This is a genomic window from Phenylobacterium sp. (assembly GCF_965284355.1).
Lineage (GTDB): Bacteria > Pseudomonadota > Alphaproteobacteria > Caulobacterales > Caulobacteraceae > Phenylobacterium.
In genome coordinates this window covers 4,421,633-4,447,883 of the sequence record NZ_OZ260078.1, presented here as the reverse complement: position 1 = coordinate 4,447,883, position 26,251 = coordinate 4,421,633, and the positions used below count along the sequence as shown (strand labels likewise).

Genomic DNA, 26,251 nt, shown 5'->3' with positions numbered 1-26,251 from the left:
CGTCGAACGCCGTTGATTGACCCGAAAGGCCTCTGCCGGGTAAAATATGGCTAACTACAGGAGCCGCGGGGGTATTTCCCTGCGCCGCGAGCGCTAGGCCAGAAGCGCCCGCAGACTGATGCCGATGACGGTCCACAGGGCCACCGACGCGACAGCGCCGATGGTCAGGCCCACGCCCACAGGAAGGCGTCGGGCCGCGCGGGCTTCGACGGCGCTATGTGCGACGAGGTCGATCGACACGTCGGACGGCATGATCCTACTCCGGCACGCCCAATTCTTGGGCTGTGTCGCAAAATGTACCGATGAGCGTGAACAGTTCGTTGGAGAAGACGATTAACGAGTGGTGGACTGGTGGCGGGGGCGTCCAGTCAGTTGCGTTGATTGGGGCTGGGTTAGATGACCGATATCGCCGAAAGGACGATGGGACCGCTTGCGCAGGCTGAAGAGCCCGCCGCCTGGGTCGCCTCGAATCCGCTCGGCTACGAGGCCGCGCACAGTTGGGGCAAGCGCGCCATCGACATCTTGGGCGCATCCCTCGCCCTCTTCATCTTCCTCCCCCTGCTCTGCTTCGTGGCGCTGGCGGTTCGCTTGGAATCGAAAGGTCCGGTGATCTTCAAACAGCGCCGGACCGGGCACCGCGGCCGCATCTTCACGATCTACAAGTTCCGCACGATGACCGTGACGGAAGACGCCGGCGACGTTCGCCAGGCCACCCGCAACGATGCCCGCGTCACCGCGATCGGGGGCCTGCTGCGCAAGCTGAGCCTCGACGAGCTGCCTCAGTTCCTGAACGTGCTGAAAGGCGACATGTCGATCGTCGGTCCCCGCCCGCACGCGCTGGCGCACGACGACTTCTATGGCGAGCGCATTCCAGCGTACGTTGATCGCTTCCGGGTCAAGCCGGGGCTGACCGGCCTGGCGCAGGTGAACGGGCTGCGAGGTGAGATTCAGGACCTTCGCGGCATGCGAGACCGCATCTCCGCCGACAATCTCTATATCGAGAGCTGGTCGCTGGGCCTCGACATCGCGATCCTCGCCAAGACGGCGCTGATTATCTTCCGCGATCCGCAAGCCTATTAGCCCTTTCGCCCCAGGGCGGTCACATTTCCTCAACCCTGTCTGCAACCAAACGGCCGGCTCGACCGAATATGGTTCAGATCACGCAGCGCCGGGACGGGAAGCTTGGCGCGGGTTTTGCTCCAGATGGGGCGTGGTCCACGGGACGGTCGGGGATGATGTCCGGATTTGAGACGCGCTTCGCAGCCGAGGACGACGCGGACAAGATCCGCGCAGCGTTCTACGGGTTTGTCAGCCGCCACGCCGACGTGGCGGACGGCCCGGCCAACCTCAGCACGGAATTCGACGGCCAGGGCTCGCGCCTGATGGTGCGTCTCTGGAGCGCCGAGGCGCTCTCCGCTTTCCTGAGCGGCCTCGACAAGCCAGATCGTCGGCGATGCTATGAATAAACCTGCGGAGTTCCGAGCGCATGCCGAAGCCGCCAACTGGTCGCCCGCGGGCGGGCACAGGCCGCCTATCGCAGCCAACGCGCCCGTGATGCCCGTGGCGACCAGCAAGCGGAAGCGCGCGTTCGACATCATCCTGTCGGCGGGCGCACTGCTGTTCTTCCTGCCGCTGCTGCTGACCGTGGGGCTGCTGGTGCGTCTGGAATCGCCCGGGCCCGCGCTGTTCCGCCAGCGCCGCACCGGCCTGAACGGCGTGATCTTCACCGTCTTCAAGTTCCGCACGATGACGGTGACCGAGGACGGCGACACCGTTCGCCAGGCCACCCAGGGCGACAAGCGCGTCACCCAGCTGGGCGCCATCCTGCGCAAGTTCTCGATCGACGAGCTGCCCCAACTGCTGAACGTGCTGCGGGGTGAAATGTCCCTGATTGGTCCACGCCCCCACGCCGTCGCCCACGACGAGGCCTGGGGCGAACAGGCGCCGGGCTACAGCCTGCGCTTCCGCGCCAAGCCCGGTCTCACCGGCTACGCCGCCGTCTGCGGCTTCCGCGGCGAGGTGAAGGAACTGCAAGCGATCATCGATCGCGTCGGCGCCGACAACGAGTACATCGACACCTGGACGTTCGGGCTCGACATAAAGATCATCTGGCGCACGATCCCACTGATCTTCGGCGACGAACGGGCCTACTAAAGCCGACAGAAGCCCGCGCAATCGACCGGTAATGTCCGTCGCGAGATCGACGGGGCGCGTCCGCGTCATCTAACCTTAACGCCTGCGGAACCAGATACCTCTCGATCATGCGCGCCTTGGACGGACCGAAGGGGAAGGACCTACCTTGAAGCCAGCAAACCTCAAGGGACGAGTTCTGGCCGTAGACCTGGACGGCACGCTCATCCGCACGGACATGCTGTTCGAGACCTTCTGGTCGGCGCTCGCGCACAACTGGACGACGCCGTTCATCGCCGCCGCGGGCCTCGCCAAGGGCCGCGCGGCCATGAAGCAGCGCCTCTGCGAGATGTCGGATGTCGACATCACGGTCCTGCCTTACAACGAAGACGTCGTGAACTACGTCCGCGCCTGGCGCGAAGCCGGCGGCCGCACGGCGCTGGTCACGGCCTCGGATCAGAGCCTGGCCGACAAGATCAGCGCGCACCTGGGCATCTTCGACGAGGCGCACGGCTCCGACGGCGCGACCAACCTGAAGGCGTCGCGCAAGGGCGCGTTCCTGGAAGAGCGCTACGGCCAGGGCGGCTTCGCCTACATGGGCGACACGACGGCCGACCTCGCCGTCTGGTCGAAGAGCGCCCAGGCGATCACCCATACCAACTCCAAGGCCCTGCGGGCCCGCGTCGACAAGCTGGGCTGCGAAGTCGAGCACCTGTCGCCCGAACCTGTTTCGGCCAAGGCGGTGCTGAAGGCGCTGCGCCCGCACCAGTGGCTCAAGAACGTGCTTGTGTTTCTGCCGGTCTTCACGGCTCACGCACTTCAGCTCGCAACCCTGGCTCAGGCGCTGATGGCCTTCGTGGTCTTCAGCCTCGTAGCCTCCAGCGTCTATGTGCTGAACGATCTGCTCGACCTGTCGGCCGACCGGTCGCACCCGCGCAAGCGCAAACGGCCGTTCGCGTCGGGCGCCATTCCCCTGGCCTACGGAACATGGCTGGCGCCGTCGCTGCTGATTGCGGGCTTCCTGCTGGCGCTGCCGCTGGGGCTGAATTTCGTGCTGGTGATGCTGGGCTACTACGTCACCACGACGGCCTATTCGCTCTATCTCAAGCGACGGATCATCATCGACATCTGCGTGCTGGCCGGCCTCTACACGATCCGCATCTTCGCGGGCGGCGTGGCCACGGGTATCCCGCTCTCGATCTGGCTCCTGGCCTTCTCGGTGTTCTTCTTCTTCTCGCTGGCGGCGGTGAAGCGTCAGGCCGAGCTCGCCGACGAGGTCGCCTCGAACACCGTCACCAAAGGCCGCGGCTATCGCGGCGAAGACCTGCAGCTGATCACCAGCATGGCGACCGCCTCGGGCTACGTCTCCGTGCTCGTCATGGCGCTGTACACCAACTCGCCCGAGGTGAAGGCGCTGTACCCGCGGCCCTACATGTTGCTGGGCATCTGCCTTGTGCTGTTCTTCTGGATCAGCCGCATGGTGTTCGTCACCCATCGTCGGCGCATGCACGACGACCCGGTGGTGTTCGCGGTGAAGGATCGCGTCAGCCAGATCTGCGGCGTCGTCATCGGGGCCATTGTTGTGGCGGGCACGATCCCGTGACCCTGGGCAGCCTTGTCGTCCGCTACTCCGCCTTTGCGGTCATCGCCACGATCGCCAACCTCGCCGCCCAGCGGGTGGTGCTGGCGATCAACGCGTCGGCCCTCGGGTTCACCGCCGCCGTCGCGGTGGGGACGCTCGTCGGCCTGGCGATCAAATACGTGCTGGATAAGCGCTGGATCTTCTACGACACCGCCACCGGCGTGGAGGCCCACGGCAAGAAGTTCGCCCTCTATACGGCCATGGGTGTCATCACGACGGCGATCTTCTGGGGCGCAGAGACGGCCTTCTGGCTGATCTGGCACACGGACCTGATGCGCGAGTTGGGCGCCATCCTGGGTCTCGCAGTCGGCTATGTCGTGAAGTACCAGCTCGACCGCCGGTTCGTCTTCGCGCCAGCCGCGGCGGCCTCCAAGGGGGGCGCATGAACGTCGAAGGCTGGGGACGCTTCCCGCGCCGCGACTGCCGGGTCACCGGACCGCGCAGCGAGGGTGAGCTTCGGGCGCTGGTGGCCGCCGGCCCTCTGATCGCGCGCGGCAACGGCCGCGCCTATGGCGACAGCGCCCAGAACCCGGCCAATACCGTCGACATGCGTCGCATGAACCGCATGCTGGCCTTCGACGCCGAAGCCGGACAACTGACCGCCGAGGCCGGCGTCCTGCTGGGCGATGTGATCGACGCTTTCCTGCCCCGCGGCTGGTTTCCGTGGGTCACGCCCGGCACCAAGTACGTCACCTTGGGCGGCGCCATCGCCGCCGACGTCCACGGCAAGAACCACCGTCGCAACGGCTCGTTCCGGTCATTCGTCGACTGGATCGACGTGATGGGCGCCGACGGTCAGGTCCGCCGCTGCTCTCGCACCGAGAACCCCGACCTGTTCGATTTCACCCTGGGCGGCATGGGTCTGACCGGCGTGATCCTGCGCACGGCGATCCGCCTGCGTCCGGTCGAGAGCGCCTGGATCCGCCAGACCGCGATCGCCGCCCCCAACCTCGACGCTGCGATGGCGGCCCTCGAGGCCGGCAGCGACGCGGCCTACGCCGTGGCCTGGATCGACTGCCTTTGCACCGGCCGCGCGATGGGGCGCTCGCTGATCACCCTGGGCGAGCACGCCACCCGGGCCGAACTGCCGGACGCCAAGCGCGCCGACCCCTTGCGCACGCCGGTGAAGCGCAAGCTCACCATGCCGCTCGACGCGCCCTCGTTTACGATCAACGGCCTTTCGGTCCGCGCGTTCAACGCGCTCTACTATCGCAAGGGCGCCTGGGCGAGCGGCGTCGATTACGTGGACTGGGACACCTACTTCTACCCCCTCGACGCGATCCTCCACTGGAACCGCATGTACGGGCGCAAGGGCTTCGCCCAGTTCCAGTGCGCCCTGCCCCTGGCCTCCGCGCGGGAAGGGCTGGAGGCGATGCTGAAGGCGATATCTGGCGCTCGCCAGGGCTCGTTCCTCACGGTCCTGAAGCGTCTGGGGCCACAGGACAGCGCGTTCTCGTTTCCGATGGAAGGCTACACGCTCGCCATCGACTTCCCCGTGAACCCCAAGAGCCTGCGATTGCTGACCGAACTCGACGCCATCACAATCGACCATGGAGGTCGATTCTACCTCGCGAAGGACAGCCGGATGAGCGCTGAGACGCTGCGCCGGTCGGATCCTCGTGTAGACCGGTTCCTCATCATGCGCGCCGACGGGGGTCGTTCCGGCGCGTTCGTTTCAGGTCAATCCGAGAGGCTAAGCCTATGACAAAGCCGCCGGTTCTGATCCTGGGCGGTCGCTCGGACATGGGCCTCGCCATCGCCCATCGCTTCGCAGCGGCCGGCCACCCGATCCAGCTCGCGGCGCGCGGCGTCCAGGGCCTCGAGGCCGACCGAAGCGATATCGCTTTGCGCTACGGCGTGGCCGCCACCCTGCATGAGTACGACGCGCTCAAGGACGCGCCTGACGCCTGGATCGACGCCCTGCCCGACCTTCCGGGCGTGGTCGTCTGCGCCATCGGCTACATGGGCGATCAGCCGACGTCCGAGATCGACCAGGCCCAGGCCGCCATCGTCCTGCGCAGCAACTTCGAGGCGCCGGCGCTGATCCTGGGCGCCTTCGCCAACCGGTTCGTGACCCGGGGCTCGGGCGCGGTGGTGGGCATCAGTTCTGTGGCCGGCGATCGCGGCCGCGGCTCGAACTACGTCTACGGCTCGGCCAAGGCCGGCTTCACCGCCTTCCTGTCGGGGCTGCGCAACCGGCTGTCGGGAACCCCGGTGCAGGTTCTGACCGTGAAGCCGGGTTTCGTCGCCACCCGAATGACCGCAGGCATGAAGCTGTCGCCCGCCCTGACGGCGCAGCCCGCGGCTGTGGCCGCCGCCATCGAAAGGGCCGTGCGGGCCAAGCGCGACGTCATCTATGTGAAGCCGGTATGGGCCCTGGTCATGCTGATCATCACCCACCTGCCGGAAGCCGTGTTCAAGCGCACCCGCCTATGACGCTGAGCCGCACCGCCCAGGCCACTCTGGTCGCTGCGCTGGCGTCCGTCCTGGCCGCGTTCCTGATCCTCGACCGCTGGATCGTCACCGACCTGGGCGTGAAGTCCTTCGGGCGGGTGTGGCCATTCTACGTGAACTATGGCGAGTTCGGGTTCGTGCGGCGCGGCCTCGTCGGCACGCTTCTGCAGGCGACGCCGTTCCCTGGGCTGTTCGACAACGCCTATCACTTCGCCATCACCGTCCAGCACCTGGCGCTTCTCGCGCTGATCGGCCTGACCACCGTGTACTTCCTTCGATCGAAGTACGACCAGGGCTGGCTCTTCAAGGCGGCCGTTTTCCTGTCGCCCGCTTTCATTCTCCAGGTCGCCTACACGACCGGATCCATGGACGTCTTCATTCTCATCCTGGCGTTCCTGAACATCGTCTTTGTGCGCAACGTCTTCCTGTTCAGCGCCCTGATGTTCGTGGGCCCACTGGTGCACGAGCTATTCATCTTCACAGCGCCAGCCCAGTTCACCGCCTACCTGCTGCGCAACGACCTCCAGCTGTTGGCCCAGCCCGGCCGGTCCGCGAAGATGCTGGCGCCGCCCGTTCTGGCCCTGTCGGTGAGCGCGCTGATCGTCGTCCTGTTCGGCGTCACGTCCATGCCCCAGGCTCAGTACGAAGCCGCCATGGCGCGGCTCATCCCGCATGCGGTGGGCCAGATGGACCTTTGGAGCGGCTACTTCGAGGTGGGCTCGTCGATCGAGCAGAACCAGCGCTCGCTCAGCTTCCTGGCGATGCACCTGCTGCGCCACGCGGGCTTCCTCGTCATCCCGGTCGGATACGCGGCCTTCGTTTTCATCCTGCTCGTGCGCAACGAGCCGCGCTGGTTCCAGCGCCTTCTCCTCGCCGCCTCCGCCGCAGCGCCGTTCCTGATCTATGTGATCGCCACCGACTTCTACCGTTGGGTCGGGCTCAGCGCCTCGATGTCGCTGCTGCTTTTGATGGCCTATGGCGCTGACCAGCCCTTGAAGCTGGGCAAAGGCCCGCTCATCGCCCTGTTGCTCTTCTCCCTGTGCGCCCCCTTCGGGGGACCGGTGATCCAGAACCCGTTGCCGATGCACCAGTTCGTGCTGAAGAAGTTGGGCGTCGCGCCGCCTGTTCCTGCCGCGATTAACTGATCCGTCAGGGGCTGCCGCTAGGGTCCGCCGCAAAGGTGGGGATCCGAATGCCGGACGACACGGGCGCGCACCGCGCCATCGCAGACTCTGAGTCGGCCACCCCGGCTCATCGCCGCGGTCCGCTGCGACCCGAACGCCTGCAGAGCGTGCGCAACCGCGTGTCCGGCGCCGGCTTGGCGCGACTGTTCCAGGCGGGTGACACCGCCGGCCTCATCCTCGCCTCACTGATCGCCAGTCAACTGATGACGCTGCCGGAACCGATGTGGCTCGGCGCGCCCGCGCTGGCGCTCGTCCTGCTGGTCGCCACCGGCGCATACTCGATGAACACGCGCGAGCGCCTGCGCCGCCGGCTAGGCCGGCTGCTGATCGCCGCCGCCGCGGCCGGGGGCGGCGCGGGCACCGTCTGCGGACTCATCGATCCCACGTTCCCCGCCATCGGCTGCGCGGCCTGGGTCGCCGCCGCCTCGACGGCCCTCTTCGCGACGCACAGCATCTGGATGCTGGTCCTGCGCCGCCTGCGCGCCCTGGGCCAACTCACGCCGAACCTGATCATCGTGGGCGGGACCGCCGCGGCCCAGCGCCTGATCCGCCGGGCGCTCAAGACCCGGGACGTCAACATCCTGGGCGTCTTCGACGACCGTCGCGAGCGGGTCGGTCCCGAGGTCTGCGGCGTGCCCGTGCTGGGCAAGACCGCCGACCTGATCGACCACCGCATCCTGCCGTATGTCGACCGCATTGTGATCACGGTGCCGCCCAAGGCCAGCGCCCGCATCGCCCAACTGCTGGAGCGTCTGGCGCCCATTCCCAACCCGATCTCGCTGCTGCTCGACGGCGAGGACGAGGAGAACGAGGCGAAGGCCGTCGGCCGCATCGCCGACTTCGATCTGATGCATGTCGCCGGCGCCGCCGAGCGTTCGGGCTATCTGCTGGCCAAGCGCGTCCTGGACCTGACGCTGAGCGTCGTGGGCCTCATCATTCTGGCGCCCCTCATGGCCGCCGTGGCCATCGCCATTCGCCTGGACAGCCCGGGGCCGATCTTCTTCCGCCAGCGCCGTCACGGCTACATGAACGAGGAGTTCCTGGTCTGGAAGTTCCGCTCGATGCGGACCGAGGCCACGGACCACAAGGCCGCGCGCCAGGTCACCGCCAACGACGACCGGATCACCCGGGTTGGAAAGTTCATCCGCAAGACCAGCCTGGATGAACTGCCCCAGATCCTGAACATCATCACCGGCGAGATGTCGATCGTCGGCCCCCGCCCCCACGCCATCGGGATGCTGAGCGGCGGGGCCGAGGCCTCGAAGCTTGTCGAGACCTACGCTCACCGCCACCGGATCAAGCCCGGCCTGACCGGCTGGGCCGCCGTCAACGGCTCGCGCGGGCCGGTCGACACCGCCGAGGATGTCCGCCGCCGCGTGGCGCTGGACCTGGAGTACGTCGAGCGCCAGTCGTTCTGGCTGGACGTGTCGATCATTCTTCGCACGGCGCCTTGCCTCTTGGGCGACAGCGGGGCGGTGCGCTAGCTTCCGGTCGTTCCACGGAGGCCGGCATGTCCAGGATCCTGCTCACGACCCTGGCCGCGGCCGCCATCGCCGGGCCCGCCGCGGCCGGCGAAGTGTTCGCCGGCGTCTATGCCCATGACGTCGACGACGGCATCTCGTACGGCAAGTTCGAGGACGGCGCTCAGATCGTCGTCGGCGCCCGCACAACGGCCCTGGACGAGCTCGAGTTCCTGGGCCGGGCGCGGGTTCATCTGCTGGCGGGCGTCAACACGTCGAGCGGCACGAACTATGTCGCCACCGGGCTATCCTGGCGTTTCGACCTCAATGAGCGGCTCTACATCCAGCCTGGCATCGGCGTCGCCGTCCACGACGGCCGCGTGAACCTGCCCTCGCCCAACGCGCCGGGGCTCACGCCGGAGGAACGGCTGAAGCGCATCAGCGACCGCCAGACGAAACTGGACCTCGGCTCCCGCGTGCTGTTCGAGCCCGAGCTGTCGCTGGGCTGGAAGGCCACGCCGCGCCTGTCGATGGAGCTCTCCTGGATCCACGTCAGCCACGCCCGTCTGGCCGGGCATTACAATCCGGGCCTGGGCGATGTCGGCGTGCGGCTGATCTACCGCTACGGCCTTGATCGCTAGTTCTTGCTAGGCGGGAACTTCAGTCCGAACGGCTTCAGCACCAAGGCGACGTAGAGCAGCACGCCGGCCACGATCAGGAACGAGACCAGGCCCTGCCCCTCATTGCCGAAATAGTTTGCGACCGCGCAACCCACCGAAGGCGGGAGATAGTGCAGGATAGTGTCCTGAGGCTCGCCGGGTTGCACCGAGCGGTGCAGAAACAGCACAACAAGCCCGCCGAAGATCGCGACCGTGATCCAATCGTAGACGGTTTCCACCCGCGTCCTCCGTCAATCCAACACGCACTTACGTATCAGTTGAGCCGCAACGCGCAATTGCCAGCGTGCGTCCAACCTCTCTCAAAGCGACGGGACCACGCCAGCAAGATGCGTGCCGCCTTCCCCAGAGCGATAAACCCATGCTCTGTCTCCCCTTAACGAACCGTCGCCTCGACGCGAGGAACTGTGAATCCGCCGACTGAACGCGCCTCCCGTCGCTCTTCCTCGCTAGCGGCAGCCGTCATCCCGGCGGTCGCGGCGATTCTCGTCGGCTGCGGCGGCGAACAGGGCGCCACGGCGAAGGACCGCCCGGATCAGCTGGTCCAGATCTCGGAAGGGCGCCGGCTCAACTTTCACTGCACAGGCCGCGGCGCGCCCCTGGTGATTCTCGAGTCGGGCTACGGCGCCGGGGTGAACGGCTGGTTTCGCGTGCAGCCGCAGATCGCCAAGACCACGCGGGTCTGCAGCTACGACCGCGCCGGCTACGGCTTCAGCGACCCCGGCCCCCTGCCCCGTGATGGCGCGGCCACCGCCCGCGACCTGGACCAGGCGCTCGACGCGGCGGGACTGCAGGGGCCGTATGTGGTCGTCGGCTTCTCCGCCGGGGGGCTGTACAGCCGTCTCTTCGCCGCCCGCCGACCGGGAGAGGTCCAGGGCCTCGTCCTTTTGGATCCGACCGTCGAGCGGGTCGCGCCATCGCGCGAGGCCGATGGTCTGCAGAGCCTTCGCCGGACCGTGACCCGATGCCTCGCCACGGCCGAGCTAGATCCCACGCCCCCAGCCACAGACCCGCGCTGGTCCGGCTGCCTGCCGCGTCGCGGGACGCCCGAGGAGATGACACGCCTGCGCCCCGCAGAGGCTTGGCGCAACCAGCTGTCGGAACTGAATGAGATCTTCGGCGACACCTCGGCCCAGGTTCAGCGGTTGGGGTCGCTGCTTCACGAGGTGCCGATCTATGTGATCACCGCCTCTGAAACGGCGGCGACATCCTCCACCGTCGGCTACGGACGCGGCCAGTCCCTCTGGGAACTCGAGCACCTGCGCCTGGCGCTCAGCTCGGACCGCGGCTTTCAGCGCACGATCCTGTCGTCGCACCAGGTGCCGGCTGATCGTCCGGAGGTGGTCGTAGAAGCGGTGGTGGCGATGGTGACCGCGCTACGGGTCGGAACGCCGCCCGAACCCCTGCCAGTCAGCGAAACGGCGCCGCCGGAGGGCGACGCCGCGTTCCCCGAGTCACCTCGGTAAGATCCGCTCGTCTCAGCGCCCGGCCAGTTCCTTGAGCTTGCGCGCTTCGGCGGGCTTCATGCATTTGGGCGCCGCCCAGGCCGAGCTACTCTCGGCGACGGCCTTTGCCGTGACGAACTCCATGGCGCCGTGCTCACGCGTAAACGCGCGCCGGGTCATCGCGGAGTTGTCACAGACATAGACGGTGCGGGCGGCTTTGGTCGTGTCGGTCGAAACCGGCGCATCCTTGGCTAGAGCCGGCGCGGCGGCGACGGCCGAAAGGGCGATGGCGCAGGCGATCAGGCGCATCATTTCCTCCTCAGAACGGCTCAATCCGTCTCTGAGAGGGAGGAAAACCTCGTTTTCTAGCGATGGCACGTGAAACTATTGTGACAGTCTTACGAAATTCTCGCTGAAGTTCTGAATCCTTTGCAAGACCAGAGACTTGGCGTGTGACATTCACACACACGTCGCAATCGCCCGGCATAGTCGCGCTTCGCTAGGGGCGCAGGGGCGTTTGCCTCACCGGCGCCCTCCGCCAGGGAGGGAAAGACACGGATGCGGTATGGCGTCGTTCGCGTTTCGCCGGACCTTCCCCAGCCGACCCTGCAGCGGCGACTCATTGAAGCCGCGGGCTGTGACGTGGTCCTGGAGGAGCGCCAGGCCACGTCGGCCAGCCAACGCAATCTGTTTCAGCTGCTTTATGGGCTGCGATCGGGCGACGAGGTGCTGGTCCATGCCCTTGCGGCGTTCGAGGCGACCACGGGCGAGCTGGCGCGCCTGCTGCGCCACTTCTTCGAGGCCGGCGTCACGCTACGCGTGACGGGCGGCTCGCGGGTGGAGAGCCTGGCGCCCGATGGGGCCATTCCCCGGGCCCTGGTAATGCTGGCCGACCATGAGACCAGCCGCCCGATGCGCGAAGCCAGCCGGCGACGCGCCCGCGTCAAGGACACCCCCCTCACCCAGCATCAGCTGAAGTTCGCCCGCGACATGCATCGGCGCGGCCATTCGATGCGAGCGATCGGCCTGTTGTTTCAGCTGGCGCCCAACGAGGTCGCCGAGCTGATCCGCACGCCAACAGTGCGGCCGTCGTACGACGCGGAAGCCGAGGCCTGAGCCGGCGCCCCCGCCTCGCGACGGGGGGCGTGAGCAGCTCTAGAAGCGCGCGGTCAGGCCGACCGAGAACGTCCGGCCCAGATCGTAGCTGTTGGTGTCGAACCGATTGCCGCCGGCGGACTGGTACTCTTCCGAATCCGTCCCCAGCAGATTGCGGGCCTCGAACGAACCGCTGAACTCGCGCTCCATGACCGTGAAGGTCTTGCGATAGACGAAGTCCAGTCGGACGCCGGGCTTCGCGACAAGATCCGGCAGGTCGATGCTGCTGGCCCGCGCCGTGACGCGGGTGCTCGCGTAGCTGACCAGCAACGTCGCCTGAGACTGCGCCTCATCATCCTCGAAGCCCAGCTGCAGGTTCGCCAGGTGATCCGACGCGCCCTGCAGACGGTCGCCATCGACGAGGTAGTCGCCGGCGGGCGGGGTGGTGCGGATGCCGGTGGTGTTCAACACGATCGTATCGCCCGAGCCCACTTTCAGCTTCGAAGAGGTGTAGGTGTAGTTCACCGCCACCAGCCAGCGCTTGCTGTCCAGGAACGGATTCCCGAACTCGTGCTCGAAGTACTTCTTCAGCTCGATCTCGGCGCCATAGATCTCGGCCTTCGGCGCATTGTAGAAGGTCTGCTGGAAGTTGCCGTCCGAGCCCAGCACAGCGAGGCTCTCGACCGGCTTCTTCAGCTCCTTATAGAAGGCGCCCGCCGTCAGGTACTGGCCGCGATCGAAGTAGTACTCGTAGCGCAGGTCGGCGTTCGTGAACTTCGTATCCTCGAGGAACGGGTTCCCGGTCAGGATCCGATCGGTCTCGGTGTCGCGATAGCGCTGCGGCGCCAGTTCCCGGAACTGCGGACGCCCGATGGTCTTCGACAGACCGGCGCGCAGTTGCTGATCCTCGGCGAAGTTCCAGGTCAGCGTCGCCGTCGGCAGGAGATAGCTCTCCGAGATCTTACGCTGGAAGGTCGGCCCGGCGGTGACGTTGAAGATGTCGCGCGTCAGGATCGTCTCCTTGGCGTCCTCGTAGCGGAGGCCCACGCCGGCGCGCAGCAATTCCACGATTTCGGCGTCGACCTGGACGTAACCCGCGTGCACTTCCAGGCCGGCCTCGTACTGGGCGGAGTCACCCGTAAGCGCCGAGCCGGACAGTTCGCGGAGCACCACGATGTCGTCGTTTATGTTGCGGTCCGAGACCAGGAAGTCGATCCGCTCGGTCCCGTAGCGCACGGGGTCCCAGTTGCGGCCCTGGTCATAGGTGAAGTCGCGGCGCACCGAGGCGCGGTCGTTCTTCTGCCAGGCATAGCCGACCTTCAGTTCGGCCTGGCGGACGAAGTCGACCGGCAGCTCGTAGCGGAAGTCGATGTTCGCCGAGCCGATGTTCTCGTCCAGGTCCGAGAACGAGACCAGCTGGTTGGCGCCCGAAAGCAGCGCCGTGCGCTGGCCGTCCGCGCGCAGGCCGTAGCGATAGGACCGCTCGTAAGGCGCCTCGCGGGTGGTGCGGCCGTAGGTGCCGCGCCAATCGATGTCGATGTCGCCCAGCTTGTGCTTGCCCGACAGCTGGCTCAACTGCAGTTCGCGCCGGTACCACTCCGTGGCGTACGCGTTGACGTTCGAGTTGCCCTGCGAAATCGCCGAGTTCTGGGTGATACGGGCCCGCTTCGAAGTCGAGCGGATCCAGAGCCCCGTGTACCGGATCTCGTTGTCGCCGAACTCGAGCGCCACGCCGCCCAGGCCGCTCCAGGAAATGTCGTTCTGGGTGGCCTGGAACGTCGAGTCCGTCGCCAGCGCGATGCCGCCCACATCGGGAAGCGTCGTCTGGCGCACGCCCTCGCGGTTCAGCCAGCTGTTGCGATAGCCCAGCACGCCCACCACGCCGACGCGGCCGAAATCGGTCTCGAACGACTGGCCGGCCGAGAGATCGACGTTGCCGTTGGCCCAGGGCTTGTCGCTCTGGATGACGTTGACGGAGGCGTTGGAGAAGCTACGCGCGACCGCCTTGTACTCGGCCTGCGTCAGGCCGCCCGTCGCCCCGCTGAACACCACCGGGCGGTTGGCCGCGAACTGGCGGACGCCGACGGGCAGCTTGCGCGTGCCGTCGTCGAAGCCCAGCTCGTCATACTTCGATCCGTAGTAGGTCAGACCCCGCTTGTCGGTCGTCTCACTGTCGTAGCCTAGGCCCACGCTCACATTGAGATAGGCCTCGTCGGGCACGCCGACCGTCTGCAGGTCGATGATGCCGCCGCCGAACTCGCCCGGGTAGTTGGCGGAAAACGTCTTCTGCACCGACGTGCCGGCCAGGATCGACGAGGGGAACAGGTCCAGCGGGATCACGCGCTGAAGCGGCTCGGGGCTGGGCAGCGGCGAGCCGTTCAGCAGCGCCTGCGAATAGCGCTCGCCCAGGCCGCGGACATACACGAACTTGCCCGAGACCAGCGACAGACCGGTCACCCGGGTCAGCGCTTGGGCCGCGGTGTCGTCGCCGGCCCGTTGAATATCTTCCATCGTCAGGAAGTTGGCGACTTCCGGAGTGTCGCGGATCTGGTCCGGGATGAACTTCCCGTTGACGACGATCTCCTCGACCTCGGTGCCCGGATCGGAGGCCGGCGCGGCGGGTTGGGTCTGAGCGAGCGCGGGCATGGCGGCGCTGAGCGCGGTCCCCGCGAGCAGCAGCGCGCTGAGATTGCGGATGGTGGCGTTCATCGGTGTGTCTGGCCTTCGTCGGAAGGAAATGGGATCGGGCGGCGGAGCTGGCTCCGCCGCCCGGCAGGGGCCGCAATCAGCAGGAAGCCGCGCCGGCGAGGCCGCAGGTCCAGCCCACGTACCAGGTGTCGTTCGGGCCCGAGACGGCGCCGATGTAGCTGGTGACGAGGAAGAAGGCCGACACGGCGGTCGGGTTGCTGGCCACGCGGCCGCTCTCGTTGCCGCCGTTGATGAACACCTGGCTGAAGGTGGGCGTGAAGCCCGTGGCGATGTTGTTCGCGCCGGCCGTGAACAGCTGTTCCGCCGCCGCGTCCTGGTTGCCGTCCGTCGTCCGGAAGGGGCCGGCGCCGCAGGCGAAGGCCACCGAGCGGAAGGTCGGCGCGGGCGCCGCGATCGTCGCCGCGTCGTCGATATCCAGGCAGGGGATACGCGTGTTGGCCGAGTAGATCACACCGTTCAGCAGGTCGTAGCCGGTGCCGGAGTTCAGAACCATGCCCTGGTGCTGGCGGGTGTCGAAGTTCGTCGTCGCCAGGCCCTGGCGGCAGACGAAGTTCGAGACCTTCGGCCGCGAGCGCAGGAGCGGCACGCCGCCCGACGTCGAGCCGGCGGACGAGGCCTCGAAGCAGCGCGATTCCTCGGTCGGGTTGTCGGAGAAGATGACGGCGAACTGGATGGAGCCCGAGAAGCCCTCGTCGGTGTCCATGCCGTCGTCGTCGTACTGGTCCAGGACCAGGTGGCGCGCATTGACCGTACCGCCGAAGAACTCGACGGCGTCGTCGGCCGAGCCGTGGACCTGGACGAAATCGATGGTGGTGCCGCTGCCGACGCCGCCGAACGTGATGCCGTTCAGCTCTTCGTTCGGCGCGACTTCGTAGCCGGCTTCCTTGACCTGGATGTAGCGCAGCACGCCGCTGGAGTCCGTCGGCGCGTTGCCGCCCCAGTTGATGGTCTGGATGGCCTCGAAGCGGAATTCGCAGTTGTTCGGGTTGGCCGGGAAGGCCGTCGTGGTGGGCGGGCAGCGGTTGATCGGCGCGCGGCCGGCGATGACGATGCCGCCCCACTGGCCCGACAGGTCGGGGCCGCCGTTGAGGTCGTTCAGGCTGGTGAAGATGATCGGCCGCGAGGCGGTGCCGTCAGCGATGATCTGCGAGCCGCGGTTCACGACCAGGTACTCGGCGACGCCGCCGAAGATGGTCACGCCCGGCTCGATCGTCAGAACCGCAGAGGCTGTGCCGGCCCGCGGGTTGGCGCTGTCCGGGCCCCGGTCCTGGCCCACGGCGGCGACGCCATCGATGCGGTAGGCGGTGCCCGGCCGGAACGGGATGGTCAGGTTGGTGGTGATGGCCCGCGGGATGCCGCACGAACGCAGCGTGCCGTTGGCGACCGTGCCCAGGTTGATGAACCCGGTCGGGCAGTCGGCCGAGGCCTGACCGTTGCCGCCGGTCGTCCCGCCCGTGCCGCCCGTCCCGCCGGTGGCGAACTGGCCTTCCCCGGGCGACGCGATATCCGAGCCCCCGCCCCCGCAGCCGGCGAGCGACACCGCGGCCAGCGAGGCCACGAGCAACATCCTGAAATTCGAGCCGGTCATCCGTATCTCCCGACGAGGCGACGCTAATGCGCGCACGCGAGATTGACGGCCGAAGCCCACCCCCGGACCTGTCCCCCGCTTGCTGGGCTCGTTCTAGGAGCGGGCCATGACGGCTCCCCGACAGATGTGTGACGTTCTTGTTGCAGCGCTGTCGCGCAAGCGCCCGACTGCGGCGCCGGAACCTCACCTAAACCGCCTTGCGACGAAGTGGTCTGGTCGCACGACGCCCGGATGGGCTAGTCTTGAGGCCGTCGATTGGGGGCGAAGGCATGTTTCGCGGCGCGTCATTCGCGTGGATTTCCGGCGCTGCGCTCGCGCTGTCCGTGAGCGCGTTCGGTCCGGCGATGGCCCAGGTGCTCGAGATCGGCGACGACGGCGCCGTCACGACCTACGCGGGCCCCGCGGTCTATACCGCCCAGGGCGCCGCCCCCATCCTGCCGCCCGAGCCGACGATGGCTCAGACCGCGCCGCCCGAGGAAGTGGTGCGCCTGATCCGCGAGTCATCGGCTCGCCACGCCGTGCCGGCCGAAGTGGTCGAAGCGGTGGCCTGGCAGGAGTCACGTTTCAATAACGCTGCGGTTTCGTCAAAGGGCGCGCGCGGTGTCATGCAACTGTTACCTAAGACCGCTAGCGACCTCGGCGTGGATCCGGGCGACCTTAAAGGCAATATCGACGGCGGCGCGGCCTATCTGGCCCAGCAGCTGCGCCGCTACGACGGCGACCTGCGCCTGGCGCTCGCGGCCTACAACGCCGGGCCCGGGGCCGTGGATCGCCATCGCGGCGTTCCGCCCTATGCCGAAACCCAATCCTATGTGCGCGCCATCCTGGCCCGCCTTTCGGCCACCCAGGCCGTTGGCGCCCGCGCCGAGTAGAGGCTGATGAAGACGTTCGTACCGCTGACCCTCCTGGCCGCTCTGGCCGCCGCGCCCGCCCATGCTCAGGGCCAGACCGATCCGGCCGGCTCCTCGCCGCTGCTCGGGGCGTTGAACTGGGTCCAGGGCACCCTGCTGGGCAACCTGGCCACCACCGCCGCCGTCATCGCCGTCGCGATCATCGGCTACATGATGCTGGTCGGCCGGTTCGACTGGCGCCGCGGGATCGTGACCCTGGTGGGCATCTTCATCATCTTCGGCGCGGTGACGATCGTCGCGGGCCTGCGCAGCCTGGCCGGGGGCTAGCGCCATGACCCGGCTGGCCTCGGATCCCGTCTTCGCGGCGCTGACGCGGCCCCAGATGATCGCCGGCGTCACCTATCCGTACATGGTCCTCAACATGGTGGTGACGGCAGAGGCGTTCCTGATCACCCGCTCGTTCTGGGCGCTGGCGATCGCGGTGGTGATGCACGGGGTCGGCTACGTCGGCTCGCTGCGTGAGCCCCGCTTCTTCGATCTCTGGGTCACCAAGCTGTCCAGCTGTCCGCGGGTGAAGAACTTCAGCTTCTGGGGCGGGAACTCGTACCAGCCGTGAGCGACACCTTCCTCACCACCGGCGCAGCCAGGGTGCTGGCGCCCCGCGAGGCCAAGGTCGGCGACCGCCTGCCCTATCTCGGCCATGTCGACGATGTGACGCTGCGCACCAGGGACGGGCTGCTGGTGCAGACGCTGCACCTGGCCGGCTTCCCCTTCGAGACCGCGCCTGATGAAGAGCTGAACTACCGCAAGGCCATCCGCGAGACCGTCCTGCGGGGCGCGGCCAGTTCGCGCCTTGGCGTCTACCACCACGTGGTCCGCCGCCTGGTGACCCCCGCCTACCCGGCCTCGCCGCAGGAGCCCTTCTGCGGCACGCTCGACGCCCGTTGGCGTGCGCAGCTCGAAGGCCGCCGGCTCTACGTCAACGACATCTTCCTGACGCTGGTGCTGCGGCCCACCCAGGGCTCGGCCGGCTTCATCGAGCGGCTGTTCCGGGGCCCGCGGGCCAGCGATACGGACCTGCCCCGCGACCTGCGCGAACTGCACGCCACCCGCGAGGCCTTCTCCGCGGCGCTGTCGCCCTACGGGGCGCGCACGCTGGGCCTCTATACCGCCGGCGGCGGCGCCCAGCGCTCAGAGTGCGCCGAGTTCCTGGGCCTGATCCTCAACGGCGAACTGCGTCCGGTGCTGGCCCCCAGCGGCGACTTCGCCCAGGCGATCGGCACGCGCCGCCTCAGCTTCGGCCTCGACGCCATGGAGTTCGGCCCTGGCCAGGACGGCCAGCCCACCTTCGGCGCCATGGTGTCGATGAAGGACTATCCGGCCCGCACCGCGCCCGGCCTGCTGGACGGCGTGCTGCGCCTGCCGATGGAGCTGGTGCTCACCGAAAGCTTCGCCTTCGTGGATCGCCAGGCGGCGCTGGATCGCATGGGCCTGGCGTTGCGCCGTCTCAAGGCCGCCGAGGACGACGCCTTCAGCCTGCGCGGCGAACTGGCCCAGGCCCGCGACGACGTGGGGTCGGGCCGCGCGGCCTATGGCGAACACCACCTCACCATCCTGACCAAGGCCGACAGCCTGGACGCCCTCGATTCCAACGTCGCCGACATCCAGTCGGCGCTGGCCGAGACGGGCGCGGTGGCCGTGCGTGAGGACGTCAACCTCGAGCCGTCGTTCTGGGCCCAGTTCCCCGGCAACTTCAAGTTCATCGCCCGCCGGGCGCTGATCTCCGCCGGCAATTTCGCGGGCCTCGCCAGCTTCCACAATCACCCGACCGGCCAGGCCGAAGGCAACCATTGGGGCCCGGCCATCGCCGTGCTCGAGACCACCGCCTTCGGGCCCTATCACTTCAACTTCCACAACGGCGACCTGGGCAACTTCACGGTCATCGGCCCGTCCGGCTCGGGCAAGACCGTGTTGCTGACCTTCCTGCTGGCCCAGGCCGAGCGCCTGAAGCCGCGGATCGCCTATTTCGACAAGGACCGCGGCGCCGAGCCCTTCATCCGCGCGATCGGCGGCCGCTATGACGTGATCAGCCCGGGCGAGCCCACGGGCTTCAACCCGCTGGCCCTTCCCGACACACCCGGCAACCGCGCCTTCCTGGCCGAGTGGGTGGCCCAGCTGCTGACCGCCGAGGGCGAGACGCTGGACAGCGAAGACCGGCTGATGATCGCCGATGCGATCGACGCCAACTACGCCCAGCCCGCCGGCCACCGCCGCCTGCGCTACCTGCGCGAGCTGTTCCGCGGCGCGCGCCGCCCCCACGCCGGCGACCTGGCGGCGCGCCTGTCGGCCTGGTGCGACGGCGGCGACCACGCCTGGCTGTTCGACAACGAAGCCGACCTGCTGGACATCGAGACCCGCATCGTGGGCTTCGACATGACCCGGCTACTGGACAGCCCCACCATTCGCATCCCGGCGATGATGTACCTGTTCCACCGGCTGGAGCAGCGCCTGGACGGCGACCCGGCGATTATCGTCGTCGACGAAGGCTGGAAGGTTCTGGACGATCCCGTCTTCGTCCGCCGCATCAAGGACTGGGAAAAGACCATCCGCAAGCGCAACGGGGTGGTGGGCTTCTGCACCCAGAGCGCCTCGGACGCCCTGGACAGCCGCATCGCCTCGGCGATCATCGAGCAGGCGGCGACGCAGATCTTCTTCCCGAACAATCGGGCGAAAGCCGCGGATTACATTGATGGTTTCGGCCTGACCGAGCACGAGTTCGAACTCGTGCGGAACCTGCCCGACACCTCGCGCTGCTTCCTGATCAAGCGCGGCGACCACAGCGTCGTCGCCCGCCTCGACCTGACCGGGCTCTCGGGCGAACTGGCCGTCCTGGCCGGCACCGAGCGCGCCGTGCGCCGCCTGGACGCCCTGCGGGCGCAGGTCGGCGACGAACCCGCCGCATGGCTGCCCAGCTTCATGGCCGGCGACACGGCCAAAGGCCGGAGCGCGGCATGAGCCAGGCCTGCGCCGCCATGGTCGATGACGGGGTGATCCGGGGCGTCCTTGCCACGGTGGAATGCCAGACCCGCGTCTACGCCGAGAGCGGCTACCAGGCCCTGACCCAGGGCTCGCCGGTGTTCCAGGGCGTGCTGACCGCGGTGCTGACGATCTACGTCGCGCTGATCGGCTACCGGATGCTGTTCGCGCAGGGCGCGGCGCGGCTGTCGGATGCGCCGGGCATCGCGGTCAAGATCGGCGTCATCCTGATGATGGTGACCAGCTGGTCCGCCTTCCAGACCCTGGTCTTCGACGTCGCCGACCGTGCGCCGACGGAGATCGCGGCCATTGTCTCCGCGCCCCTGACCGAGGGCGGCGCGGCGTTGGCCTCGCGCCCGGTCGACGGGCTGCAGGCGGCCTATGACGAATTCAGCGAGACCGGCGCGGCCTATGGCAAGCTCGCAGGCCCCAACGCCAAGGGCTACTCCAGCCCGCAGGCCGCCGCCGCCGAGGCCTCGGCCGGAGCGGCCGGGCTGCTGTTCCTCTCCAGCGCCGGCGTGATCTCGGCCGCCACCCTGGCCATCGGCGTGCTCACCGCCATCGGCCCGGTGTTCATCGTTCTGGCCCTGATCCCGGCCACCCGCGGCCTGTTCGTGGGCTGGGTGCGGGCCATGACCGCCGCCGCGCTGACCCCTCTGGTCGCCTGGCTGCTGATCGTGCTGATGCTCTCGGTGATCGAGCCGTGGATCGCCACTCTGAGCGCCCAGCGCGCCGCCGTGCGGCTGGATCCGCAGACCGCCATGAGCGCCGCAGCCCTGGTGTTCGTCTTCGCCGCAGGCCAGGCGGCCCTGGTCATAGGGGCCTGGATCATGGCGCTGAGCTTCCGGCTGCCCTCGCTCACCCGCGATCGCGACACGCGCCGCACCGAAGGCTCGCAAGCCACCGCCAACGCCCAGGTCAACGCGGCGGCCATGCCCTCGCGCGCCGAGCGCCTGGCCATGGATCTCCAGCGCGACCAGGCGCAGTCCACCGAACGCAGCCGCGCCGCCCAGGCCGCCACCGCCGTCATGTCCGCCACCAGCCGCCAGGTCTCGGTCTCCGTCGACGAGAGCCGCCGGCTGGGCGACGCCTATCGCCGCAACACAGTCACCGCGCGCCGCGCGGGAGCCGCCCGATGATCCGCGTACCCACTCTCGTCTTCCTGGCCGCCCTTGTGGCCACCCCTGCCCTGGCCGTGGTCCCGCACCCCGGCCCCGGCGACCCGCGCATCCATGTCGTCGAGTACGACCCTGAAGCCGTGGTCGAGCTACGCGTGGCCCTGGGCTACCAGCTTTCGGTCGAGTTCGACCCGGGCGAGAAGATCGAGAACGTCGCGATCGGCGATTCCATGGGCTGGCAGGTCACCCCCAACCGCCGCGCCAATCTGCTGTTCCTGAAGCCGATGTCGCAACGGCCGGCCACGAACATGACGGTGATCACCAACCTCCGCCGCTACAACTTCGAGCTGGCGCTGCGCCCGCGCGCCGCCGCCCGCAACGCTCCGTTCAGCGTGCGTTTCCTCTACGCCCCGCCGGTGGTGGCCTATATCGCGCCGCCGCCGCCGCCGCCGCCGCCGGTCGAGCGCAACGCCGCCTACTCGTACGAGGGATCGGGCAAGACCCTGCCCATCAAGGTGTTCGACGACGGCCAGGACACCTACTTCAGCTTCCGCGCGGACGAGGACCTGCCGGCGATCTTCGCCGTCGATCCCGACGGCGGCGAGGCGGTGGTCAACACCCGCCAGCGCGACGGCTATGTGGTGGTCGACCGGGTGGTGCGCGGCTTCGTGCTGCGGCGTGGCAGCGAGGTCACGCGGATCTACAACGACGGCTTCCGCGTCGAGGAAGCCAGCGCGCTCAGACAGCGCAAGAAGGACCCCTGGTGGCGTCGATGAAGGCCAAGCAACCCAAACCGCAGGACCTGAGCCCGGTCTTCGCCAAGGGCGAGGCCGCCCGCCCCCGCGTGCAGGCGCCCGACTCCCCGATGACCCTCTGGGTCGGCGTCGGTGGCGCCCTGGTGCTGGGCTTCATGGTGTTCAACGGCCTGTCGTCGGGCCGCGACGCCAAGGCCCAGACGGCGCCCGCGCCGGCCGCGACCGCCCCGGTCCCTGCCCCCGCCGCGCCACAGCCGGCCACGCCCGTTCCGCCGCCGCCGATGCAGGCCGCGCCGGCGCCGATGGTCATGCAGTCCGTCGCGCCGGCCAATCCCGAGGCCGCCCACTGGCGGGCGCCCACCATGGTCGTCGACTTCAGCGGCGCCGAAGCCGGGGCGGTTCAGGTCGCCCAGCAGACCGCGCAGCCCGGCACGCCCATGGCGCCCGCGCCGGGCGGCGGCGCCGACCCCCGCGATTCCGCCGAGGAACGCTTCTCGGCCCGCGTCACAGGCAGCCTCGGCAACACCGCCCGCGCCAGCCAGATGCGCGACCTGGGCCGCACGATCCCCCAGGGTACGGTGATCGCCGCCGTTCTCGAGACCGCGATCAACTCCGATCTGCCCGGTTCCGTCCGCGGCGTCGTCAGCCGCGACGTCCGCAGCTTCGACGGCAGCCGGGTGCTGATCCCACGCGGCTCGAAGCTGGTCGGCCAGTACAAGAGCGCCGCCGCCCAGGGACAGACCCGCGCCTTCGTGGTGTGGGAGCGGATCATCAGCCCGACGGGCGTGACGATCGAGGTCGGCTCGCCCGGCACCGACCGCCTGGGCCGCGGTGGCCTGGCCGGCGAGGTCGACCGCCACTTCTTCCAGCGCTTCGGCGCGGCGATCCTGCTCACCACGCTCCAGGCCGGAACGACCGCGCTGGCGTCCGACGGCAACGGATCCACCGTGATCATCGGCGGCGCGTCCAACCAGGCGACCCAGGTGGGCGCCACCGCCCTGCAGGCCCAGGTCAACATCCCCGACACCATCAAGGTGGCCCAGGGCGTGCCGGTGCAGGTGTTCGTGGCCCGCGACCTGGACTTCGCCGCGGTCACCCGCTGAGCCGGTCATGAGCGCCAACGTCTATCTCTCGGCCTATTTGGCCCCCCTCGCGCCCTGGCTCTCGCGGCCGGACGTCACCGACGTGCTGATCAATCGCCCCGGCGAGGTCTGGGTCGAAACCACCGGCGGCGGCATGACCCGTGAGCCGGCCGACGAGCTGACCGAGACCGCGCTCCAGCGCCTCGCCCGCCAGATCGCCGCCGCCAGCCACCAGGGCGTCAACCGCGAGCAGCCCCTGCTGTCGGCGACCTTGCCCGACGGCTCGCGCGTCCAGGTCGTCTCGCCGCCCGCCACCCGCGGCGGCCTGGTGCTGGCCGTGCGCAAGCATCTCATCTCGGACATGTCGGTGGGTGACCTGGCCCGCGACGGCCTGTTCGACACCGCCGCCCGCACCGACCCCGCACGCGAGAGGGCGGTGGACGCCGAGCTGGAGGCCCTGCTGGCCACAGGCGACATGGCCGCGTTCCTGAAGGCGGCCGTCCAGCGCCGCAAGACCATCGTGATCTCGGGCGGCACCGGCAGCGGCAAGACCACCCTGCTGAACGCCCTGGTCAAGGAGATCGACCGCGGCGAGCGCCTGGTGGTGATCGAGGACGCACCCGAAGTGCGCCTGGACCATCCCAACAGTGTGGGCCTGGTGGCCGTGCGCGGCGAACTGGGCGAGGCCAAGGTTGACGCCGACGCGCTGCTGGCCGCCTCGCTTCGCCTGCGCCCCGACCGGATCCTGCTCGGCGAGCTTCGCGGAAAGGAGGCCTTCGCCTTCCTTCGCGCCGTCAACAGCGGCCATCCGGGTTCACTGACCACCATCCACGCCGACAGCCCGACCGGCGCGCTGGACCAGATCGCCCTGCTGGCGCTGACCTCCGGCGTCGATCTCGGCTGGGACAAGGTGCAGACCTACGTCAGCAGAGTGATCGACATCGTGGTTCAACTGGACCGCCAGAACGGCGCGCGGCGGGTCACCGAGGTGCTGTTCCAGCCGCGATAGTTCGCGCTGGGCGCGACTACCCGTCGCAGAAAAAATGACCCTCGGTTGCAGGAATGCGAACGAGTTCTCAACCAGACTTGCGTAAAGTCTGGGCATGTCATCGCGGCCGATGCCCCACCACTCAGAACGCCGGGTCGAGCCCCGTCTGCCTGCCAGCGCGCCCGGACGGGTGATGCATGGCGAGCGGCTGGCGCTTTGGGCGGACTGCCTGATCAAGGATCTGAGCGCGTCGGGCGCCAAGATCGAGCTTTCGCACTTCTACCGTCTGCCGCCGCGCTTCGTGCTGCTGCACTTCCACGAGGCCGTGGCGTTCGAGGTGGTGCTGAAGTGGCGCCGGGGAGACTTGGCCGGCATGGCGTTCGAGCATCGCCATCGGCTGGACACGCTGACCGATCCGGGTCTCGCCCCCGTCGCCGAGGCCTGGCGGGCCTTGCAGCCCGGCCTGGGCCCTCGCAGCGGCGATCCCGGGATGATCGGCTAGACGAAACCCAGGTACTTCGAGGGGAAGTTCCGCGCGCGCGGGAAAATCAGGTCGACATCGCTGTCGGACACCCCGAACCAGCGTCCCAGCGTCGCCCCGTACTGATCCACCGACGTCGTCGGGATCTGGGCCCCGCCCACGCCGTCGGGATTGTTGAAGCCCGCCACGTCGGCGCCCAGCGTCGGGTACTGGCCGTACATGTCCCCGCCATTCACGGCGCCGCCCATGATGAAATGGTGGGAGCCCCAGGCGTGGTCGGTGCCGTCGCCGTTGGTGTTGAAGGTCCGCCCGAAATCCGAGGCTGTGAAGGTGGTCACCTGGTTGCGGCGGTCGAGGCCGCCCAGGTTCGACAGCGCGCCATCGAAATAGCTGAGCGCATGCGCCACCTTGGCCAGCAGGTTGGGCTGGGTGGCGTTCTGGAAGTCATGCGTGTCCCAGCCGCCCAGGCTGACGAAGAAGACCTGCCGTCGGACGCCAAGCGAAGGCGCGGCCGCGATCATCCGGGCCACCGTCTGCAGCTGTAGGGCCAGCGTGTTGGTCTCGACCCGTGCGGTCAGCGGATTGGTGTAGGCCGGCGCGGTCGCCACGCCGGTGACGGCCGACTGGGTGAAGGCGTTGTTGATCGTCGCCGATGCGTTCAGCGAGCGGGTCACCACCGACGCGTAGTCGGCCGCAAAATTGTTGGTCAGGTTGGTTTCGGTGATCAGGTCGCGGACCCGCGACGGACCCAACGATGAGCCGAACAGCGTGGAGCCCTGCGCGCCGGACACCACGACCGCCGGCTGCGAGCCGGTCGACAGTTGGTACTGCACCACCGACTGGCCCGAGAGGAACACCGCATTGCCCGACGTCGAAATGGCGGTGAACAGCGTGTTCTGGCCGTTCATCCCCGCCATCAGGTCGGCGAACCGCCCGCCCCACCCCGACTGCGCGCCCTCTGCGGACAGCGCCTGCCAGGTGGACTGCTGGTCGTTGTGCGAGAACAGGCTGGTGGGCAACGCCACCGACCGGGCCTGATACTGGGCCTTGGTGGTGGGCTGGATGAGCGGCCCGACGTTGGCCAGCACTGCGAGCCGGTTCTGGCCGAACAGGGTCTGCAGCGAGCCCATGAACGGGTGCAGAGCGAAGGTGCGGCTCGATGCATTGGTGCCGGGCGGCACGGTCTGGGCCGTGCGGGGCGTGATCGGCAGCACACCACCCCAGGCCTCGGGCGAGCCCAGGTCCGAGACCCGGCCGGTGACGGGGTTGGTCTGCCCTACAGGCGTGGGCGCCGTTCCCACCGGCAGCAGGGCGATCGGGTCGGTACCGGTGTTGCGGGCGTTGAAGTAGCGGGTCCAGGAGTCGTTGTCGGTCGCCAGGACCATGTTGTGGGCGTCGTTGCCCCCGAACAGGAACACGCAGACCAGGGCCTTGTAGTCGGGCGCCGACTGCCCCGCAGCCGAGCCGGCCGCGGCCAGCTGCAGCGCCAGCGGCGCGCCGACCCCCAGGGCCGAAAAGGCGCCGCCTACACGCAGGAAATGGCGTCGATCCATCGG

Annotated in this window: 27 protein-coding genes; 21 read left to right on the top strand and 6 right to left on the bottom strand. The window is 68.4% G+C overall.

What is annotated here, in order from left to right; all coding sequences use genetic code 11:
* Positions 1–93 precede the first annotated feature (93 nt).
* Positions 94–252 carry a hypothetical protein gene (locus tag ACQ66R_RS21795; protein WP_430425499.1) on the bottom strand — a complete coding sequence of 53 codons (159 nt, stop codon included), beginning with the start codon at positions 250–252 and terminating at the stop codon, positions 94–96.
* 144 nt (positions 253–396) lie between these two features.
* Between ACQ66R_RS21795 and ACQ66R_RS21790 the strand changes: the two genes are divergently transcribed.
* The 10 genes from ACQ66R_RS21790 to ACQ66R_RS21745 all read left to right on the top strand — a co-directional run bounded on the left by ACQ66R_RS21790 (position 397) and on the right by ACQ66R_RS21745 (position 9,511).
* A complete protein-coding gene (locus tag ACQ66R_RS21790) occupies positions 397–1,080 on the top strand; it encodes an exopolysaccharide biosynthesis polyprenyl glycosylphosphotransferase (protein ID WP_430425497.1) in 684 nt (227 codons plus the stop codon).
* Positions 1,081–1,148: 68 nt separating this feature from the next.
* Positions 1,149–1,466 (top strand): hypothetical protein, encoded by a 318-nt coding sequence (locus tag ACQ66R_RS21785; RefSeq protein WP_430425496.1) that lies wholly within the window; start codon positions 1,149–1,151, stop codon positions 1,464–1,466.
* Entirely contained in the window at positions 1,459–2,154 is a 696-nt protein-coding gene (locus ACQ66R_RS21780) for a sugar transferase (protein WP_430425494.1), read from the top strand. Before ACQ66R_RS21785 ends, ACQ66R_RS21780 begins: the two co-directional genes overlap by 8 nt.
* Positions 2,155–2,299: 145 nt before the next feature.
* Positions 2,300–3,733, top strand: coding sequence for a UbiA family prenyltransferase (locus ACQ66R_RS21775; RefSeq protein ID WP_430425493.1), 1,434 nt, complete (start codon positions 2,300–2,302; stop codon positions 3,731–3,733).
* Positions 3,730–4,158 carry a GtrA family protein gene (locus ACQ66R_RS21770; protein WP_430425491.1) on the top strand — a complete coding sequence of 143 codons (429 nt, stop codon included), beginning with the start codon at positions 3,730–3,732 and terminating at the stop codon, positions 4,156–4,158. The genes ACQ66R_RS21775 and ACQ66R_RS21770 overlap by 4 nt, the downstream gene beginning before the upstream one ends.
* Positions 4,155–5,477 (top strand): FAD-binding oxidoreductase, encoded by a 1,323-nt coding sequence (locus tag ACQ66R_RS21765; protein ID WP_430425489.1) that lies wholly within the window; start codon positions 4,155–4,157, stop codon positions 5,475–5,477. The genes ACQ66R_RS21770 and ACQ66R_RS21765 overlap by 4 nt, the downstream gene beginning before the upstream one ends.
* On the top strand, positions 5,474–6,208 hold the full coding sequence (locus ACQ66R_RS21760) for an SDR family oxidoreductase (RefSeq protein WP_430425487.1): 735 nt from the start codon (positions 5,474–5,476) through the stop codon (positions 6,206–6,208). Before ACQ66R_RS21765 ends, ACQ66R_RS21760 begins: the two co-directional genes overlap by 4 nt.
* Positions 6,205–7,371 carry a hypothetical protein gene (locus ACQ66R_RS21755; protein WP_430425485.1) on the top strand — a complete coding sequence of 389 codons (1,167 nt, stop codon included), beginning with the start codon at positions 6,205–6,207 and terminating at the stop codon, positions 7,369–7,371. Before ACQ66R_RS21760 ends, ACQ66R_RS21755 begins: the two co-directional genes overlap by 4 nt.
* A gap of 47 nt (positions 7,372–7,418) precedes the next feature.
* Positions 7,419–8,894, top strand: coding sequence for an exopolysaccharide biosynthesis polyprenyl glycosylphosphotransferase (locus ACQ66R_RS21750; protein ID WP_430425483.1), 1,476 nt, complete (start codon positions 7,419–7,421; stop codon positions 8,892–8,894).
* Between the two features lie 26 nt (positions 8,895–8,920).
* Positions 8,921–9,511: an acyloxyacyl hydrolase gene (locus tag ACQ66R_RS21745; RefSeq protein WP_430425481.1), complete on the top strand. Its 591-nt coding sequence runs from the start codon at positions 8,921–8,923 to the stop codon at positions 9,509–9,511.
* On the opposite strand, the gene ACQ66R_RS21740 is transcribed toward ACQ66R_RS21745, so the two are convergent.
* Positions 9,508–9,768 carry an XrtV sorting system accessory protein gene (locus ACQ66R_RS21740; protein ID WP_430425479.1) on the bottom strand — a complete coding sequence of 87 codons (261 nt, stop codon included), beginning with the start codon at positions 9,766–9,768 and terminating at the stop codon, positions 9,508–9,510. The two genes, ACQ66R_RS21745 and ACQ66R_RS21740, sit on opposite strands and share 4 nt — an antisense overlap.
* 381 nt (positions 9,769–10,149) lie before the next feature.
* Between ACQ66R_RS21740 and ACQ66R_RS21735 the strand changes: the two genes are divergently transcribed.
* Positions 10,150–11,013 (top strand): alpha/beta fold hydrolase, encoded by an 864-nt coding sequence (locus tag ACQ66R_RS21735; protein WP_430425477.1) that lies wholly within the window; start codon positions 10,150–10,152, stop codon positions 11,011–11,013.
* 12 nt (positions 11,014–11,025) lie between these two features.
* Here ACQ66R_RS21735 and ACQ66R_RS21730 read toward each other — a convergent pair whose 3' ends face one another.
* The gene (locus ACQ66R_RS21730) at positions 11,026–11,301 is read right to left on the bottom strand and encodes a hypothetical protein (RefSeq protein WP_430425475.1); all 276 of its coding nucleotides are present in this window, start codon (positions 11,299–11,301) and stop codon (positions 11,026–11,028) included.
* A 249-nt stretch (positions 11,302–11,550) separates the two neighbouring features.
* On the opposite strand from ACQ66R_RS21730, the gene ACQ66R_RS21725 reads away from it, so the two are divergent.
* Positions 11,551–12,108, top strand: coding sequence for a recombinase family protein (locus tag ACQ66R_RS21725; protein ID WP_430425473.1), 558 nt, complete (start codon positions 11,551–11,553; stop codon positions 12,106–12,108).
* A gap of 39 nt (positions 12,109–12,147) precedes the next feature.
* Here the strand turns inward: ACQ66R_RS21725 and ACQ66R_RS21720 are convergent, their stop codons facing one another.
* Both ACQ66R_RS21720 and ACQ66R_RS21715 read right to left on the bottom strand, forming a co-directional pair.
* Entirely contained in the window at positions 12,148–14,796 is a 2,649-nt protein-coding gene (locus ACQ66R_RS21720) for a TonB-dependent receptor domain-containing protein (RefSeq protein WP_430425471.1), read from the bottom strand.
* Between the two features lie 76 nt (positions 14,797–14,872).
* Entirely contained in the window at positions 14,873–16,384 is a 1,512-nt protein-coding gene (locus tag ACQ66R_RS21715; protein WP_430425469.1) for a hypothetical protein, read from the bottom strand.
* A gap of 323 nt (positions 16,385–16,707) precedes the next feature.
* Here ACQ66R_RS21715 and ACQ66R_RS21710 point away from each other — a divergent pair, with 323 nt between their 5' ends.
* From ACQ66R_RS21710 to ACQ66R_RS21670, 9 genes are all read left to right on the top strand, one after another.
* Positions 16,708–17,256 carry a lytic transglycosylase domain-containing protein gene (locus ACQ66R_RS21710; protein ID WP_430425467.1) on the top strand — a complete coding sequence of 183 codons (549 nt, stop codon included), beginning with the start codon at positions 16,708–16,710 and terminating at the stop codon, positions 17,254–17,256.
* A gap of 6 nt (positions 17,257–17,262) precedes the next feature.
* Positions 17,263–17,562, top strand: a complete 300-nt coding sequence (locus ACQ66R_RS21705; protein WP_430425465.1) for a TrbC/VirB2 family protein — start codon at positions 17,263–17,265, stop codon at positions 17,560–17,562.
* Between the two features lie 4 nt (positions 17,563–17,566).
* Positions 17,567–17,851, top strand: a complete 285-nt coding sequence (locus tag ACQ66R_RS21700) for a type IV secretion system protein VirB3 (RefSeq protein ID WP_421935911.1) — start codon at positions 17,567–17,569, stop codon at positions 17,849–17,851.
* Positions 17,848–20,250: a VirB4 family type IV secretion/conjugal transfer ATPase gene (locus tag ACQ66R_RS21695; protein ID WP_430425463.1), complete on the top strand. Its 2,403-nt coding sequence runs from the start codon at positions 17,848–17,850 to the stop codon at positions 20,248–20,250. The genes ACQ66R_RS21700 and ACQ66R_RS21695 overlap by 4 nt, the downstream gene beginning before the upstream one ends.
* A complete protein-coding gene (locus ACQ66R_RS21690; protein ID WP_430425461.1) occupies positions 20,247–21,410 on the top strand; it encodes a type IV secretion system protein in 1,164 nt (387 codons plus the stop codon). Before ACQ66R_RS21695 ends, ACQ66R_RS21690 begins: the two co-directional genes overlap by 4 nt.
* Positions 21,407–22,165 (top strand): TrbG/VirB9 family P-type conjugative transfer protein, encoded by a 759-nt coding sequence (locus ACQ66R_RS21685; RefSeq protein ID WP_430425459.1) that lies wholly within the window; start codon positions 21,407–21,409, stop codon positions 22,163–22,165. Before ACQ66R_RS21690 ends, ACQ66R_RS21685 begins: the two co-directional genes overlap by 4 nt.
* A complete protein-coding gene (gene virB10 / locus ACQ66R_RS21680; protein ID WP_430425457.1) occupies positions 22,162–23,247 on the top strand; it encodes a type IV secretion system protein VirB10 in 1,086 nt (361 codons plus the stop codon). The genes ACQ66R_RS21685 and virB10 overlap by 4 nt, the downstream gene beginning before the upstream one ends.
* Positions 23,248–23,254: 7 nt before the next feature.
* The gene (gene virB11 / locus ACQ66R_RS21675; protein ID WP_430425455.1) at positions 23,255–24,235 is read left to right on the top strand and encodes a P-type DNA transfer ATPase VirB11; all 981 of its coding nucleotides are present in this window, start codon (positions 23,255–23,257) and stop codon (positions 24,233–24,235) included.
* A 94-nt stretch (positions 24,236–24,329) separates the two neighbouring features.
* Positions 24,330–24,716, top strand: coding sequence for a PilZ domain-containing protein (locus ACQ66R_RS21670; protein ID WP_430425454.1), 387 nt, complete (start codon positions 24,330–24,332; stop codon positions 24,714–24,716).
* On the opposite strand, the gene ACQ66R_RS21665 is transcribed toward ACQ66R_RS21670, so the two are convergent.
* Positions 24,713–26,248, bottom strand: coding sequence for a DUF1501 domain-containing protein (locus ACQ66R_RS21665; protein WP_430425452.1), 1,536 nt, complete (start codon positions 26,246–26,248; stop codon positions 24,713–24,715). The two genes, ACQ66R_RS21670 and ACQ66R_RS21665, sit on opposite strands and share 4 nt — an antisense overlap.
* Positions 26,249–26,251: the final 3 nt, after the last annotated feature.